General features: G+C 65.6%; 13 protein-coding genes. 5 read left to right on the top strand and 8 right to left on the bottom strand.

Annotated features, from left to right (window positions below):
- Nucleotides 1-38 precede the first annotated feature (38 nt).
- Genes WKW80_RS04590 through WKW80_RS04580 form a run of 3 tightly spaced genes read left to right on the top strand, consistent with a single transcriptional unit; the run spans nt 39 to nt 3,129 of the window.
- The gene (locus tag WKW80_RS04590) at nt 39-1,082 is read left to right on the top strand and encodes an amino acid ABC transporter substrate-binding protein (RefSeq protein ID WP_340362366.1); all 1,044 of its coding nucleotides are present in this window, start codon (nt 39-41) and stop codon (nt 1,080-1,082) included.
- Nucleotides 1,079-2,083, top strand: a complete 1,005-nt coding sequence (locus WKW80_RS04585) for an ABC transporter permease subunit (protein ID WP_340362365.1) — start codon at nt 1,079-1,081, stop codon at nt 2,081-2,083. Before WKW80_RS04590 ends, WKW80_RS04585 begins: the two co-directional genes overlap by 4 nt.
- The gene (locus tag WKW80_RS04580) at nt 2,080-3,129 is read left to right on the top strand and encodes an amino acid ABC transporter permease (RefSeq protein ID WP_340362364.1); all 1,050 of its coding nucleotides are present in this window, start codon (nt 2,080-2,082) and stop codon (nt 3,127-3,129) included. Before WKW80_RS04585 ends, WKW80_RS04580 begins: the two co-directional genes overlap by 4 nt.
- A gap of 6 nt (nt 3,130-3,135) precedes the next feature.
- On the opposite strand, the gene WKW80_RS04575 is transcribed toward WKW80_RS04580, so the two are convergent.
- Genes WKW80_RS04575 through map form a run of 3 tightly spaced genes read right to left on the bottom strand, consistent with a single transcriptional unit; the run spans nt 3,136 to nt 7,599 of the window.
- A complete protein-coding gene (locus WKW80_RS04575) occupies nt 3,136-4,170 on the bottom strand; it encodes an MBL fold metallo-hydrolase (protein ID WP_340362363.1) in 1,035 nt (344 codons plus the stop codon).
- Between the two features lie 4 nt (nt 4,171-4,174).
- Nucleotides 4,175-6,778, bottom strand: a complete 2,604-nt coding sequence (locus WKW80_RS04570) for a [protein-PII] uridylyltransferase (protein WP_340362362.1) — start codon at nt 6,776-6,778, stop codon at nt 4,175-4,177.
- Nucleotides 6,775-7,599 carry a type I methionyl aminopeptidase gene (gene map / locus WKW80_RS04565; protein WP_340362361.1) on the bottom strand — a complete coding sequence of 275 codons (825 nt, stop codon included), beginning with the start codon at nt 7,597-7,599 and terminating at the stop codon, nt 6,775-6,777. The genes WKW80_RS04570 and map overlap by 4 nt, the downstream gene beginning before the upstream one ends.
- 132 nt (nt 7,600-7,731) lie before the next feature.
- Here map and purL point away from each other — a divergent pair, with 132 nt between their 5' ends.
- Together purL and ygiD are read left to right on the top strand one after the other, a co-directional pair.
- The gene (gene purL / locus WKW80_RS04560; protein ID WP_340362360.1) at nt 7,732-11,763 is read left to right on the top strand and encodes a phosphoribosylformylglycinamidine synthase; all 4,032 of its coding nucleotides are present in this window, start codon (nt 7,732-7,734) and stop codon (nt 11,761-11,763) included.
- A 4-nt stretch (nt 11,764-11,767) separates the two neighbouring features.
- A complete protein-coding gene (ygiD, locus tag WKW80_RS04555) occupies nt 11,768-12,673 on the top strand; it encodes a 4,5-DOPA-extradiol-dioxygenase (protein WP_479694155.1) in 906 nt (301 codons plus the stop codon).
- Between the two features lie 90 nt (nt 12,674-12,763).
- On the opposite strand, the gene WKW80_RS04550 is transcribed toward ygiD, so the two are convergent.
- From WKW80_RS04550 to WKW80_RS04530, 5 genes are read right to left on the bottom strand one after another with little or no spacing between them, the layout of a single operon-like run.
- Entirely contained in the window at nt 12,764-13,549 is a 786-nt protein-coding gene (locus WKW80_RS04550; RefSeq protein WP_340362359.1) for a foldase protein PrsA, read from the bottom strand.
- A gap of 49 nt (nt 13,550-13,598) precedes the next feature.
- Nucleotides 13,599-13,862, bottom strand: a complete 264-nt coding sequence (locus WKW80_RS04545; protein WP_340362358.1) for a BolA family protein — start codon at nt 13,860-13,862, stop codon at nt 13,599-13,601.
- Nucleotides 13,859-14,401, bottom strand: coding sequence for a septation protein A (locus WKW80_RS04540; protein ID WP_340362357.1), 543 nt, complete (start codon nt 14,399-14,401; stop codon nt 13,859-13,861). Before WKW80_RS04540 ends, WKW80_RS04545 begins: the two co-directional genes overlap by 4 nt.
- On the bottom strand, nt 14,398-14,811 hold the full coding sequence (gene msrB / locus WKW80_RS04535) for a peptide-methionine (R)-S-oxide reductase MsrB (RefSeq protein ID WP_340362356.1): 414 nt from the start codon (nt 14,809-14,811) through the stop codon (nt 14,398-14,400). Before msrB ends, WKW80_RS04540 begins: the two co-directional genes overlap by 4 nt.
- Nucleotides 14,808-16,289 (bottom strand): protein adenylyltransferase SelO, encoded by a 1,482-nt coding sequence (locus tag WKW80_RS04530; RefSeq protein ID WP_340362355.1) that lies wholly within the window; start codon nt 16,287-16,289, stop codon nt 14,808-14,810. The genes msrB and WKW80_RS04530 overlap by 4 nt, the downstream gene beginning before the upstream one ends.
- Between the last annotated feature and the right edge of the window lie 77 nt (nt 16,290-16,366).

The raw sequence follows: 16,366 nt of genomic DNA, 5'->3' as shown, positions 1-16,366 counted from the left end.
CCCGTAAACTGCCCGCTGCTGACACCCGAGGAACCAATATGACCCATCGTTTTCGACCCGCCCTTGCCGCTGTTTCCGCTGTTGCGGCGACCTTCGCGCTCGTTGCCGCCACTCCGGCCTTCGCCGGCAAGACGCTCGACGCCGTCAAGCAACGCGGCACAGTCAAGTGCGGCGTGACCAATGGCGTGGCCGGCTTCTCGGCGCCGGACACGCAGGGCAACTGGTCGGGCCTCGACGTGGACACATGCCGAGCCATTGCCGCGGCGGTGCTCGGCGATGCGAAGAAGGTGGACTTCGTGCCGCTGAACTCGCAGCAGCGCTTCGCCGCATTGCAGGCCGGCGAAGTCGACATTCTTGCGCGCAACACCACCTGGAACCTGACGCGCGACGCTTCGCTGGGCTTCAACTTCACCACCATCAACTACTACGACGGCCAGGGCTTCCTGGTGCCGAAGAAGATCAAGGTGACCAGCGCCAAGCAACTCAAGGGCGCGACCATCTGCACGCAGTCCGGCACCACCAACGAGAAGAACGTGGCCGACTGGTCCAAGGCCAACGGCATTGCGGTGAAGACGGTGGTGTTCGAGAGCTTCGAAGCCTCTTTCAAGGCCTTCTTCGCGGGTCGTTGCCAGGCCTTCACCACCGACACGTCGGCGCTGGCGGGCCTGCGAAACAAGGAAGCGACGAACCCTGACGACTACGTCATCCTGCCGGAGCTGATCTCGAAGGAGCCGCTCGCGCCTGCCGTCCGGCGCGGCGACGACGAATGGTTTGCCATCGTCAAGTGGGTGCCGAATGCGCTGATCGAAGCGGAAGAGGCCGGCATCACGCAGGAGAACATCGATGCGCTCAAGGCCACCAGCACGGACCCGGCACAACAACGCCTGGTCGGCAGCGGCGACGACCTCGGCAAGCTGCTTGGCCTGGACAAGGACTGGTCGTACCGTGCGATCAAGGCCGTGGGCAACTACGGCGAGATCTTCGAGCGCAACGTCGGGCCGAAGTCGGTGCTGAAGTTGCCACGCGGTGCCAACAATTTGTGGAACAAGGGCGGCCTGCTCTACGCGTTGCCGGTGAAATGACTCGCGCAGCGCCGGGAACCCGGCGCGCAGTTTGGCTGGCCTGGGCGCTGCAAGCGTTGCTGGTGATCGCCGTGGTGGGCGGCGCGTTCTGGCTCGTTCACCATGCGCTCGAAACGCTGCGTGCGCGGGGTGTGCGTTCCGGCTTCGATTTCCTGATGGATCCGGCCCGCTTCGAAGTGGCCGAGGGCTGGCTCGACTTCGAGGGCAGCCAGCCGCTGTGGCGCGCATTCCTCGCAGGCCTGATCAACACGGTGCGTGCATCGGTGCTCGCGGCGGCGATCTCCGTGGTGCTCGGCACGTTGCTGGGCATCGGCCGGCTGGCGCCGCACATGCTGGTTCGTTGGCTGTGCGCAATCTATGTGCAGACGATTCGCAACGTGCCGTTGCTGCTGCAACTGCTGATGCTGTACTTTGCGATTACGCAACTGTTGCCCGACTCGACCGAGGCCATCGAACTGGTGCCCGGTGTCTGGCTCAGCAAGGGCGGACTGGCGATGCCTTGGCCGGTGAGCGAGCCGGGCACTCTTTGGCCCAGCCATCTCGAATGGCCCGAGCACGGGAGCTTCAGCGTCACCGGCGGCGCGGCGCTGAGTCCCGAATTCCTGGCGGTGGTGCTGGCGCTCGCGCTCTACAACGCGGCCTTCATTGCGGAGATCGTGCGCGCGGGCATTGGGTCGGTGTCGGCTGGCCAAAAGCTCGCAGCGCAGGCGCTTGGCCTCACGCCGGGGCAGCAACTGCGCATCGTGGTGCTTCCGCAGGCGCTGCGCGTGATCGTGCCTTCCCTGACCAACCAGTTGCTGAGCCTGACGAAGAATTCTTCGCTTGCGGTCGCGGTCGGCTATCCGGAACTGGTTTCGATCGCCAACACCTCGCTCAACTCGACCGGCCGGGCGTTCGAATGCATTGCGGTGATCATGGCCGTGTACCTCGCGCTGTCGTTGCTGATCTCCGCGCTGATGAATCGCTACAACGCGCGCGTGGCATTGCGAGGGTGGCAATGAACGCCGGCGCCGGCGCAGGCGTGCGCACCGAGCTGTTCGGTTCGCCGTTGCGTGCCGTCGCGACCTTGCTGCTGCTGGCGTTGTTCGCATGGGCCGGCGTGCATCTGTTCGATTGGGCCGTGCGGCATGCTGTCCTTCGTCCCGATGCCGATGCATGCCGTGCCGCGCAGGGTGCGTGCTGGGGCGTCGTCGCGGAGAAGTGGCGGCCGATGCTCTTCGGTCGCTATCCTTACGCGGACCAATGGCGTCCGGCCGTCGCCGTGACCGTATTGTCGGCCGTGACGCTACTGAGCGCCTGGCCCCGCTTCTGGCGGTGGTGGTTGCTGCCCCTGTGGATGATGGCGCTGGCCGTGTTCGTCGTGCTGATGCGCGGCGGCGTGTTTAGCCTGGCGCTGGTGCCGACGAGCCAATGGGGCGGCTTGCCGCTGACCATCGGCTTGGCCGTCGTGGGGCTGGCGTTGGCGTTTCCGCTGGCCTTGCTGCTCGCGCTGGGACGGCGCTCGCTGTGGCCGGCGGCGCGCACGCTGAGTGCGACGTACATCGAACTGGTGCGCGGCGTGCCGTTGATTTCGGTGCTGTTCATGGCGTCGTTCCTGTTGCCGTTGCTCTGGCCGGCAGGCTGGCAACCGGATGTGCTGGTGCGCGTACTGGCCGGGCTCAGCCTGTTCGTGGCGGCCTACCTGGCCGAGATCATCCGCGGCGGGCTGCAGGCCGTGCCGCGCGGCCAGACCGAGGTGGCCATGGCACTCGGATTCGGCCGCTGGCCGGTGCAGCGCGACATCATCCTGCCGCAAGCCTTGCGGCTTGTCGTGCCGGCGCTGACCAACAACGTCGTCGGCACGCTGAAGGACACATCGCTGGTGACGGTGGTTGGCCTGTTCGAACTGACCGGCGCGCTGGGCCTGGCGCTGGGCGGCGACCCGACCTGGCGGCCGTTCTACCTCGAGGGCTACCTGTTCCTGGCGCTGGTGTATTGGGTGATGTGCTTCGGGCTGTCGCGCTACAGCGCCTGGCTTGAGCGCAGGTTGGGCACTCAGGCGCGGTAACAGGAACTACGTGCGAGGCGGCAGCCGGTGGGTTTCGCCGATCGCAAGCGTGAAGAACGCATCGTCGCTGATTCGCCGCGCCTCGCGTTCGGTGGCGAGCTTTCGTGGCGGTTCGTCCAACGGCTCGTCGGTCAACTCGAACGTGCCCCAATGGATGCCGAGTGATCGCTTGGCGTCGAGGTCCAGATGGATCTTCACGGCTTCGGCCACGTCGATGTGCTGCGCCGACATGAACCAGCGCGGCGCGTAGGCGCCGATCGGCAGCAGCGCGATGTCGAAACCACCTCCCAGCGCCGCGGTCTGCCGGCTTGCGAGGCGCTCGCGGATGTCCATGAAATCGCGCGAATAGCCGGTGTCGCCTGCAAAAAACAGATGACAGTCCGGCGCCAGGACCGCGAACCCGCCCCACAAGGTCAGCATTCGATCGCGCATGCCGCGCGCCGACCAGTGTTGCGCGGGGACCAGCATTACCTCGACATCCGCACGTCCGGGCACTGCCAGGGGATGGCTCTGCCACCAGTCCAGTTCGACGACGTTCCTCAGGCGGAGGCCGGTGAACCATGCCGCAAGCCCCAATGGCACCACGAACAGGGGCGAACCGCCGGGTTGCCGCCGAAGCGCCTCCACGCTCGGGCGGTCGAGGTGGTCGTAGTGGTTGTGCGACACCACCACCAGGTCGATGTGGGGAAGGTCCACCAGCGCCACGGCCGGCGGCTGGCGGCGCTTGGGCCCGGCAAAGCCGAACGGAGAGGCGCGATCCGAAAACACCGGGTCGGTGAGCAGCGAGACGCCGCCCATCTGCGCCAGCACGGTGGAGTGGCCGATCCAGGTGACCGCCGGCTGCTGCGCCGGACCGCGCGCATTCGTACGCAGGAAGTCGAGCATCGGCGGCACCTGTGGAATCGGCGCGGTCGGGGGCCGCGGAAGGCCCTCGCGCGCCGCTGCCATGCGCCAACGCAAGACGTCGGCGAGCGACCGCGGTTCGAACTCGACGTAGTTGTTCTGGAAGCCCCGCGCGCGGTGATGAGGCGCGGCGGCCATGCGGTCAGGATGCCAACGCTTCGAGCAACTCCGTCTCGATCGCCAACTGCGCCCGTTGCCCCTGCAGCTCCGGCCCGCTGATGAGGAAGGTGTCTTCCACCCTTTCACCCAGCGTCGTGACCTTGGCGAGCTGCAGGTTGAGGTGATGCCGAGCGAGCACGCGCGCCACCGAATACAGCAAGCCGGCGCGGTCGCTGGCCGAGATGTTGAGCAGCCAGCGCTGCGCCTTCTCATCGGGCAACAGGCTGATGCGCGGCTTGATCGGGAAGCTGCGCACCCGGCGCGACACGCGGCCCTTGCCCGGCGGGGGAAGAGCGCCGGCTTCGTCCAGCGTCTTGCTGAGCCCGGATTCGACCAGGCTGATCAGGTCGCGGTAGTGCTCGGGAATGAAGGTGGCAACCACCTGGAAGGTGTCCAGCGCATAGCCGTTGGTGGTGGTGTGCACCTTTGCATCCAGGATGCTGAACGATGCCTGCTCGAAGTAGCCGCAAATGCGCGCGAAAAGGTCCATCTGGTCGGGCGTGTACACAACGACCTGGAGGCCCTCGCCCACCGGTGAAAGGCGTGCGCGCACCACGGCCGCCGCATGCGGGTCGATCGGCACGCCGGCCATCGGCACGCGGCGCGACAACTGCTTCGCATGCCACGCGATCTCGCCCGCATCGTGGCGCATGAAATAGCCGATGTCGAGCGTCTCCCACAGGGCCTTGTGCGCATCGGCCGGCTGCGCGTAGAGCGCCAGTTCGACCAGTGCGTCGTGCTTGCGCGCCTCGATTTCGGCACCCGCATCCGGCATATGGCCGCCAAGGGCGCGCAACGTGACCCGGTAGAGGTCTTCCAGCAGCTTGCCCTTCCATGCATTCCAGACGCGTGGCGAAGTGCCGCGGATGTCCGCGATCGTCAGCAGGTACAAGGCGGTGAGATACCGCTCGCTGCCGACTTTCTTCGCGAACGCGCTGATGACCTCGGGGTCGCTCAGGTCCTGCTTCTGCGCGACCGTGCTCATGGTCAGGTGCTCGCCCACGAGGAATTCGATGAGCCTGGCATCTTCGCGCTCGATCTCGTGCCGGGCGCAGAAGCGCCGCACGTCGAGCGCGCCGAGCCGCGAGTGGTCACCGCCTCGACCCTTGGCAATGTCGTGGAACAGCGCCGCCACATACAGGATCCACGGCTTGTTCCAGCCAGCCGCCAGCTGCGAGCAGAACGGGTATTCGTGCGCATGCTCGGCGATGAAGAAACGCCGGATATTGCGCAGCACCATCAGGATGTGCTGGTCCACCGTGTACACGTGGAACAGGTCGTGCTGCATCTGCCCGACGATGCTGCGGAAGGCGCGCAGGTAGCGCCCGAGCACCGAGGTCTCGTTCATCAGCCGGAAGGCGTGCGTGATGCCGCGCGGCTCCAGCAGCATGCGCATGAAGGTGATGTGGTTCACGCGGTCGTTGCGGAACTTGCTGTCCATCACATGCCTGGCGTTGTAGAGCGCACGCAGCGTGCGCGCCGACAGGCCCTTCACGCCGATGGTCTTCTGGTAGAGCAGGAAGGTCTCGAGGATGGCGTGCGGGTCGCGCACGTACAGGTCGTCGCTCGCCACCTCGATCAGGCCGGCCTTCTCGAAGAAGCGATCGTTGATGCGCACCAGTTCTTCGCCAAGCGGTTGCAGCCGCTCCGAGATGTTCAGCAGCAGGATGTGGTTGAGCTGGGTCACGGCCTTGGCCGCCCAGTAGTAGCGCCGCATCAGGGCTTCGCTGGCCTTGCGCTGCGATTCGCCTTCGTAGCCGAAGGTGGCCGCCACGGCGGTTTGCATGTCGAACACCAGGCGGTCTTCGCGCCGGTTGGCAATCACGTGCAGGCGCGCGCGAACGAGGCTCAGCAGGGCCTCGTTGCGCTTGATCTGCCGCACCTCGAAGGCGGTGGCCAGGCCGTTCCTCGCGAGGTCGTCCCAACGCTGGCCAAAGCCTGCCGCCTTGGTCATCCACAGAATGCATTGCAGGTCGCGCAGGCCGCCCGGCGACTCCTTGCAGTTCGGCTCCAGCGCGTAGGGCGTGTTGTCGAACTTCTGGTGGCGATGCCGCATCTCCTGCGACTTCGCGATGAAGAAGGCCTGCGGATCGATGGCGGCCTGGAATTCCTTGCGGAAGGCCGCATACAGCTTCTTGTCGCCCGCGACCACACGCGATTCGAGCAGCGAGGTTTGCACCGTCACGTCCCTGACGCTTTCCGCGAGGCATTCGCCGAGCGTGCGCACGCTGGAGCCGATCTCGAGGCCTGCGTCCCAGCAACGGCTGATGAAAGCCTCCAGGCGCCCCGGCGCGACTTCGCCCTCGTGCGGTTCGGGCAACAACAGCAGCACGTCGACGTCGGAGTAGGGGAACAGTTCGCCCCGTCCGAAGCCACCCACCGCCACCAGCGCCAACTGGTTGCCGAAGTCGGCGTCGTTCCAGAGGGCGCGCAAGGTCTCGTCGGCCAGCGCCGACAACTGGCGCAGCACGGTATGGACGCTGCGCGTGGGGGCACGTGCAAATCGCAGTGTGTCGAACAGTGCTCGCTTGTGCGCGCGATAGGCCTCGCGCAACATCGGCACGTCTACCGCGGCGGTTTCGATCAAGTGGCTGTGGCTTTCACGAACGATGGCAGCGGCGGGCTGCCGGCCGACAAGGTCAACACCTCATAGCCCGTTTCGGTGACCAGCACCGAGTGTTCCCACTGCGCCGAGAGCGAATGGTCGCGCGTGACGATGGTCCAGCCGTCGTATTGCCCGCCCTTGGCGTCTTCCTTGATGTCGCGTTTGCCGGCGTTGATCATCGGTTCGATCGTGAAGATCATGCCGGGCTTGAGCTCTTCCATGGTGCCGGGCCGGCCATAGTGCAGGACCTGCGGCTCTTCATGGAAGTGCCGGCCAACGCCGTGCCCGCAGAACTCGCGCACCACCGAGTAGCCGTTGCCTTCCGCGAACTTCTGGATCGCATGGCCCACGTCGCCGAGGCGGGCACCCGGCTTGACTTGCAGGATGCCGTGCCACATCGCCTCGAAGGTGACTGCGCACAGCCGCTTGGCCGCGATCGAGGCGTCGCCGACGATGAACATGCGGCTGTTGTCGCCGAACCAGCCATCCTTGATGACCGTGACATCGACGTTCACGATGTCGCCCTTCTTGAGCGGCTTGTCGTTGGGAATGCCGTGGCACACCACGTGGTTGACCGAGGTGCACAGCGATTTCGGGTACGGCGTGCTGCTCGCGCCCATGTAGCCGACCGTGGCCGAGGTGGTGCCTTGCTTCACCATGTATTCGGCTGCCCAGCGGTCGATGTCGTTGGTGGTGATTCCGGGCTTGATCAGCGGCGTGAGGTAGTCCAGCACCTCGGAGGCAAGGCGGCACGCGACTCGCATGGCTGCGATGCCGGCGGCGTCGTTGTAGGTAATGCTCATAACTGTCAATTATCTCTCTGTGCTCGACTAAAATCCCTGGCCTGCGCGGATGGCCCCAGTCAGCGGCCAGCCGCCTTTTTTGCCCCCCGTCTGTTCCATTTCAAACCAGGTCTTCAAGGCCTATCCCGACCCGTGACGCAGCCCGTGACCCCGCACCATCCCCTCGTCGTAACGCGTTTCGAAGGCGGCGACGCACTCAGCGATTTCCGGGCCCGCCAGTTGCTGCCCCGCCTGCAGGCGGTCGATGAGCGCATCGATGGCGTTTCGGCGCGTTTCGTCCACCTGGTTGCCACCGATACGGCGCCCGACGCCGCGCAGCAGGCACAGTTGCAGGCACTGCTGACCTACGGCGAGCCATTCGAGGAGCGGGGCGCAGGGGCTTCGGTCGTCGTTGCGCCGCGCCTTGGCACCGTGTCGCCGTGGGCCTCCAAGGCGACCGATATTGCCCACAACTGCGGCTTTGCGGTGCGGCGTATCGAGCGTGTCACCGAGTACCAGTTGCTGTTGAAAAGACCGCTGCTGGGCAAGGCGCCGGTGCTCGGCACCGACGCACTGGTGGGCGTGTCGGCCATGCTGCACGACCGCATGACCGAATCGGTGCTGCCGACGCTGGACAGCGCGGCCGCGCTGTTCGCCGAACTGCCGGCGCAGCCGATGGCGCATGTGGATGTGCTCACCGGCGGGCGCGCAGCGCTCGTCGCAGCGAACACGCAATTCGGCTTGGCGCTGGCGGAGGACGAGATCGACTACCTGGTCGAGGCCTTCACCAGACTCGGCCGCAACCCGAGCGACGTCGAACTCATGATGTTCGCGCAGGCCAACAGCGAGCACTGCCGGCACAAGATCTTCAATGCCGACTTCGTGATCGACGGCCAGCCGCAGTCGCACAGCCTCTTCGGCATGATCCGCCACACCGAACGGCAGAACCCGCAGCACACGGTGGTCGCCTATGCCGACAACGCGTCGATCATGGAAGGCACGCAGGTCGAGCGCTTCGTGCCGCGCGGCGAGGGCGGCTACACGAAGGAAAGTGCGCTCAGCCACGTGCTGATGAAAGTCGAGACGCACAACCATCCGACCGCGATCTCGCCGTTTCCGGGTGCGTCCACCGGCGCAGGGGGCGAGATTCGCGACGAGGGCGCCACCGGCCGCGGCTCGAAGCCCAAGGCAGGGCTGACCGGCTTCACGGTGTCGAAGCTCTGGCCCGAGGACGGCCAATACGGCAAGCCCGAGCACATTGCCAGCCCGTTGCAGATCATGACCGAGGGCCCGCTCGGCGGCGCTGCGTTCAACAACGAATTCGGCCGGCCCAATCTGCTCGGCTATTTCCGCGAATACGAGCAGGCTGTCGCCTCCGACGACGGCACGGTGCAGCGCGGCTATCACAAGCCGATCATGATCGCCGGTGGCCTGGGCAGCATCGACGCCGGCCAGACGAAGAAGGTCCGGTTCCCGGCCGGCTCGTTGCTGATCCAGCTGGGCGGCCCCGGCATGCGCATCGGCATGGGCGGCAGCGCTGCGAGTTCGATGGCGACCGGTGCCAACGCGGCCGAGCTCGACTTCGACTCGGTGCAGCGCGGCAATCCCGAAATCGAGCGCCGCGCGCAGGAGGTCATCAACCATTGCTGGCAGCAGGGCGAGTCCAATCCCATCCTGGCGATCCATGACGTCGGCGCCGGCGGCTTGAGCAACGCATTCCCCGAGCTGACAAACGACGCCGAACGCGGCGCGCGCTTCGACCTGCGCGCCGTTCCGCTGGAAGAGTCGGGCATGGCGCCGAAGGAGATCTGGTGCAACGAAAGCCAGGAGCGCTACGTGCTGGCGATCGCGCCGGAATCGCTGGCGCAGTTCACGGCGTTCTGCGAGCGCGAGCGCTGTCCGTTCTCGGTGGTCGGCGTGGCGACCGAAGTGCGGCAGCTTGCGGTCGTCGACGAGGGGGGCGATACGCCCGTCGACATGCCCATGAACGTGCTGCTCGGCAAGCCGCCAAAGATGCTGCGCGACGTGAAAACCATTGCACGCAAGTTCAAGCCGCTGGACCTCACCGGTGTCGACCTGCAGAAGGCCGCCATCGATGTGCTGTCGCATCCCACGGTCGCATCCAAGCGCTTCCTCATCACCATCGGTGACCGCACCGTGGGCGGCATGAGCCATCGCGACCAGATGGTCGGCCCGTGGCAGGTGCCGGTGGCCGATTGCGCGGTCACGCTGGCCGACTACAAGGGTTTCGCCGGCGAGGCGATGAGCATGGGCGAGCGCACCCCGCTGGCCGCGCTGGATGCGCCGGCGTCGGGCCGCATGGCGGTGGCCGAGGCCATCACGAACCTGCTGTCCGCACCGATCGAGTTGTCGCGCGTCAAGTTGTCGGCCAACTGGATGGCCGCTTGCGGCGAGCCGGGCGAAGACGCTGCGCTCTACGAGACGGTCAAGGCCGTCGGCCTCGAACTGTGCCCGGCGCTCGGCGTGTCGATCCCCGTCGGCAAGGATTCGCTGTCGATGCGCACCCAGTGGTCCGACGGCGAGGACAAGAAAAAGGTCACCTCTCCGGTGAGCCTGATCGTCACCGCGTTCGCAACGCTGGCCGACGTGCGTGGCACGTTGACGCCGCAACTCGACGCCGAAGAAGCCGATACCACGCTGGTGCTGGTCGACCTCGGCCGCGGCCAGCACCGCATGGCGGGCAGCATCCTTGCGCAGACGCTCGGCCAGAGCGGCGACACGGTGCCCGACCTCGACGATCCGGCGCAGTTGGTGAGCCTGGTCGACGCCGTGAACGCACTGCGCGCCGACGGCAGGATCCTCGCGATGCACGACCGCAGCGACGGAGGCCTCTTCGCCGCTGCGTGCGAAATGGCCTTCGCCGGTCACGTCGGCGTGGCGCTGAACGTCGACATGCTGGTCACGGAAGGCGACGGCATCAGTGACAGCCGCGCCGAATACGGCGATGCCAAGAACTGGGCCAGCCAGGTCAGCGCCCGTCGCGAGGAGCTCACGCTCAAGGCGCTGTTCAACGAAGAACTCGGCATGCTGCTGCAAGTGCGCACTGCCGATCGCAACGACGTGATGCAGGTGCTGCGCGCCCACGGCCTCAGCGCCCACAGCCATTTCGTCGGCAAGACGCGTCCCGCGTCGTCCACGATGGATGCGGGCAAGGGCAAGCTCGAAGTCTGGCGGGATGCCAAATCGGTCTTCAGCGCCAGCCTGCACGACCTGCACCAGGTCTGGGATTCCGTCAGCTGGAAAATCGCCCGCGAGCGCGACAACCCCGCCTGCGCCGACACCGAACACACCGCCGCCGGGGTGCCGCTGGACCCCGGCATGCACGTCTTCCTCCCTCTCCCGCAGGCGGGACAGGGCTGGGGCGAGGGCAACAACCCCGGCACACCTGCGATCCTCAATGCGCGCCCCAAGGTCGCCATCCTCCGCGAACAAGGCGTGAACTCCCACGTCGAAATGGCCTACGCCTTCACCGAGGCCGGCTTTGAAGCCTTCGATGTCCATATGACCGACTTGCAGACGGGCAGGGTGGACCTGGCCAATTTCCAGGGCATGGTCGCCTGCGGCGGCTTCAGCTACGGCGACACCCTTGGCGCCGGCATCGGCTGGGCCCGCAGCATCACCTTCAACCCCAGGCTTTCGGCCCAGTTCCAGGCCTTCTTCGCCCGTGGCGACACCTTCGGGCTCGGGGTCTGCAACGGCTGCCAGATGTTCGCCGAACTGGCCGACATCATCCCCGGCGCCGAACACTGGCCGCGCTTCACCACCAACCAGAGCGAGCGCTTCGAGGCACGCCTGTCGATGGTTGAAGTTCTCGATTCGCCCAGCATTTTCTTCGGCGGCATGGCCGGCAGCCGCCTTCCCATCGCGGTGGCGCACGGCGAGGGCTATGCCAACTTCAAGCACCGCGGCAACCCGGCAAGAGCCATCGCCGCGATGCGCTACGTCGACAACCACGGCAAACCCACCGAGCAGTACCCGTTCAACCCGAACGGCAGCGCCGGTGGCCTCACCTCGGTGACCACCGCGGACGGCCGCTTCACTGCGGTGATGCCGCACCCCGAACGGGTCTTCCGCAACATCCAGATGAGCTGGACGTCCGGGGACAAGGATGCGTTCAGTCCGTGGATGCAGATCTGGCGCAATGCGCGCAGGTGGGTGGGGTGAAGCCGTGACTGTCGGCCGCCGCGCGTTCATCGCAAGCGCCCTGGGCGCCGGTTTTCCGTTGACGGACGTCGCGGCGGCGGAAGCCTTCGGCTCGCTCAGGAAATCGCCGCGCATGCCGGTGCTTTTCGTGGGCCACGGCAGCCCGATGAACGCGATCGGCGACAACGCCTACCGGCGCAGTTGGCAAGCACTGGGAGCGGAGTTCGGCGCGAAATACCCGGCACCGCAATTGATCCTCTGCATCTCCGCGCATTGGCTGACGCGCGGCGGCTGGTATCTCACCGGCATGGCCAGGCCGAAGACCATCCATGACTTCGGCGGCTTCCCGCAGGAACTGTTCGACCAGCAATACCCTGCGCCGGGCGCACCGCAGGCTGCGGCGGACATCGGCCGGGCGCTCCACCAGCCGTTCAGCGGCGCGGCCGTCGCGCTCGACGAATCCGAATGGGGATTCGACCATGGCACCTGGTCGATTCTGAAGCCGATGTTCCCGAAGGCCGTGACTCCCGTGCTCCAACTCAGCATGGACTACAGCCGCTCGCCGACCGAGCACTACCAGCTCGGCCGGCAATTGAAGGCGCTGCGCGAGCGCGGGGTGCTCATCGTCGGCAGCGGCAACATCGTGCACAACCTGCGTGCCACGCGCCGCGATTCGTCGCCAAACCAGGCGTACGACTGGGCCATCGAGTTCGACAGGTTGGTCGCCGCGCAAATCGAAAAGGGGCAACTCGCCGCGCTGCCTGATTTCAAGTCGCTTGGCGCGGTCGCTACGCAAGCGCACCCGACGCACGATCACTACCTGCCGTTGCTCTACGCGGCCGGCGCCGTGGAGGCAGGGGAGTCGCCGCGCTTCTTCAACGCCGACTTCCAATCGGCGTCGATCTCGATGCGCTCGGTGGTCTGGGCATAAAAAAAGCGCCCCGCAGGACGCTCTTTTTTTTCCATGAATCACCGCTGAACCGGCGGTTTCGCCGGGCCGACGGTGATGTCGCCGGCAGGTTTACTCCACCTTTGCGCCGGCGCGCAGGCTTTCCTGGTACTTCTGCAGTTTCTGCTGCGACAGTTGCTGCACGATCTGCGGCTTGGCTTCCTCGAGCTTCGGCAGTTGCGCCTGGCGAACATCGTCGAGGCGTATGACGTGGTAGCCGTATTCCGTCTTGACAGGTGTCGGCGTGGTTTCGCCCTTCTTGAGGGCGATCATGGCCTGCGAGAACTCGGGCACCAGGCTGGAGGCGCTGGCCCAGCCGAGGTCGCCGCCTTGCGCGCCCGACCCCTTGTCGGTGCTCTGCTTCTTGGCGATGTCCTCGAAGTTGGCGCCCTTCTTCAGGTCGGCAATGATCTTCTTGGCGTCGGGCTCGGTCTTCACCAGGATGTGGCGCGCCTTGTATTCCTTGCCGCTGTTGGCGGCGACGGCCTTGTCGTATTCGGCCTGCACTTCGGCGTCGGTCACCGGATTGGTCTTGCGGTAGTTCTCGAACAGGCCGCGGATCATGATGGCCTGGCGGGCCAGCTCGATCTGGGTCTTGTAGTCGTCGGTCTTGTCGATGCCCTGCTTTTGCGCTTCCTGCATGAACACTTCGCGCAGGATGACTTCCTCGCGCAGTTGCGGCTGCATTTCAGGTGTGACCGGGCGGCCGGCAGCGGCAAGCTGGGTGGCCAGCGAGTCCATGCGGGCCTTGGGCACGGCCTTGCCATTGACGATGGCGGCGTTTTGCGCAAGCGCGGCCAGGGGAACCAAGCCAACGAAGACCGTGGCAGCAACGGCCTGCAAGATTTGTTTTTTCATGAAAAATGGGAGGTCAAAGTAGGGCGCATCGGCCCGGAGAGAAAGAGCCTCAGGAGGCCTCGATGGCAATGGCGTGAAGGCCCTGTGCGATAAAAACGTGCAGCGCATCATACACAAGCCGGTGCCGCGCCACGCGGGCTTTACCCGCGAAGAGCGGGCTGGAAATCCGGATGCGGAAATGGGTGCCATAGCCCTCGGCGCCAGCGCCGGCATGCCCCGCATGCGCCGCGCTTTCGTCGATGACTTCCAGCGAAGTCGGCTGCAATGCGGCGCGCAGCGCAGCCTCCAGATCAGGTGCAGTAGGCAGGCTCATGCCGCAGGCTCGTCGTCCGACTTGAGGTGGGGCGAAATGTAGAGCCCCTGCGCGATCAGGAACGCGATCGGGAACGCATAGCCCCACAGCTTGAAATTGACCCAGGCCTCAGTGCTGAAAAACGCGGCCACGTAGCCGTTGGCAACGGCCATGAACACGCAGTAGCCGATCCATGCCACGTTCAGGTGCGTCCAGATGCGATGCGGCAATTTCAATTGCTTGCCCAGCATCGATTCGAGGAAGTTCTTGCGAAAGCCCCAGAAAGTCACGGCCAGCGCGAAAGCCATCGCACCGTAGAGCACGGTCGGCTTCCACTTGATGAAGCGGTCGTCGTGCAGTGCCAGCGTAAGGGAGCCGAACAACAGGATCAGCACCAGCGTGGCCTTCTGCATCGGCTGCAAATGGCGCTGGGTGAACCAGATGATCGTCATCTGCAGCACCGTCGCGGCCATCAGCACGCCGGTCGCCGTGTAGATGTCGTACAGCTTGAAGGCGCCGAAGAACAGAAGGATCGGGAAGAAGTCGAGGAGCAGTTTCATTCGGTCGGGGGTTTGAAGTCGAGCGATGCCGAATTCATGCAGTAGCGCAGGCCGGTATCGGTCGGGCCGTCGGGGAAGACGTGACCCAGGTGCGCGCCGCAATTGGCGCAGACATTTTCGGTGCGCACCATGCCGTGCGAGCGGTCGACGATGTTCCGGATCGCGCCCGGCACCGCCTCCGAGAAGCTGGGCCAGCCGCAGCCGGCGTCGAACTTGGTGTTCGATTCGAACAGCTTGGTTCCGCAGCAGATGCAGTGGTAGGTGCCGTCCGCCCAGTGCGCTTCGTACTTGCCGGTGAATGGGCGCTCGGTGGCGGCGTGGCGGGTGATCTCGAAGGCGCCGCGTTCAGCGCCTTTTTCGGCGAGCAGCGCTTTCCATTCGGCCTCTGTCTTTTGCACGGGTTCGGTCATGATGAACAGCTGATTTCGATGGAGGATGCCCAATCGGGCGGAAAACCGGCGTAATCGTCGAAGCCGGGGTGTTCTTCAAATGGGGTTTCGAGCAGCGTCAGCAAGGTTGCGACGCCAGCGTTGTCCTTGCGTTGCGCGGATTCGATCGCCTGTTGCCCCAGGTGGTTCCGCAACACGAACTTCGGATTGGACTTGCACATCAAGTCTGCCGCCAGCGCCGGGGAAACGGAAGCGTGCCGCGCCGAAAACGACACCAGCCAGGCATCGATGCCGGTCGGGTCGACAAACAGGTCGCGGACCGTTTGAACATTGGCGCCGGCCCTGTGCTGCGAAAGTCTGCGCCAGAAGATGGTCCAGTCGGTCTGTTCCTTGAGCAGCACGGTCAGCAAGCCTTCGATGAGCTGGCGGTCGCTGTCCTGCGCATCGGGCAGTCCGAGCTTGGCGCGCATGCGGCCCTCGAACTCTCGCGGGAAAACGGTTTGGTAGGACTGAAGCGCGGCGACGGCCACCTCCTTGTCGCCAATCAGCGGCAGCAGCCCCTGCCCCAGGCAATAGAGATTCCAGTAGGCCACGTTCGGCTGCTGGTTGTAGGCATAGCGGCCGCCGGTGTCGCTGTGGTTGCAGATGTGGCGCGGGTTGAAGCCATCGAGGAACTGAAACGGGCCGTAGTCGATGGTGAGCCCGAGGATGCTCATGTTGTCGGTGTTCATCACGCCGTGACAGAAACCCACCGCCTGCCATTGCGCCATCAGCGCGGCGGTGCGCTCGCTCACGGCCTCCAGGAACGCCGCGTAGGCGTTGCAGCCAAAGCGCTCGGTGAGCCGGCACTCGGGATAGAAGCGGTCGATGACGAAATCGGCCAACGCGCGCAATTCGTCAAGGCGGTCGTTGGCCCAGAAATGCTCGAAATGGCCGAAGCGGATGAAGCTCGGCGCGGTGCGCGTGACGACTGCGGCGGTCTCGATTTCCTCGCGGCGAACGCGTGCGTCGGAGCCGGTCACGCACAGTGCACGGGTGGTCGGGATGCCAAGGCTGTGCATCGCCTCGCTGCAGAGAAACTCGCGGATGCTGGAGCGCAGCACCGCACGGCCGTCTCCCATGCGCGAATAGGGCGTCATGCCGCAGCCCTTGAGTTGCATTTCGTAGCCGGTTTCGGTCTGGCCGAGCATGATGGCCCGTCCGTCGCCCAGCTGCCCGGCCCAGACGCCGAACTGGTGCCCGCTGTAGACGCTGGCCAGCGGATCCATGCCCGGCAACAAGGCATTGCCTGTGAGCACCTCCAACGCCTCGGCAGACGCGAACCAGTCGGGGTCGAGTCCCAATTGCTGCGCCGCCGCATCGCTGCGGCCCACCCAATAGGGATCGGGCAGTGGCGTGGGTTGAAGGCGGGTGAAGAAACTCGGCGGCAGCGTCGCGAAATCGTTGCGCCAGCGCAGGCCGGATTCGTCAGCAACCATCGAATCTGAAGGGACATTCATGGGCTCGATTGTCCGTGACTTCGTGACGCGGGGCGCCGGTGCGGGCATTCCCCCAAACGGGCAGGTGCTGCGCCGCG

Source organism: Variovorax humicola (assembly GCF_037889915.1).
In the GTDB taxonomy this organism is placed as follows: Bacteria; Pseudomonadota; Gammaproteobacteria; order Burkholderiales; family Burkholderiaceae_C; genus Variovorax; species Variovorax humicola.
This window is presented reverse-complemented; position numbering and strand designations above follow the sequence as displayed.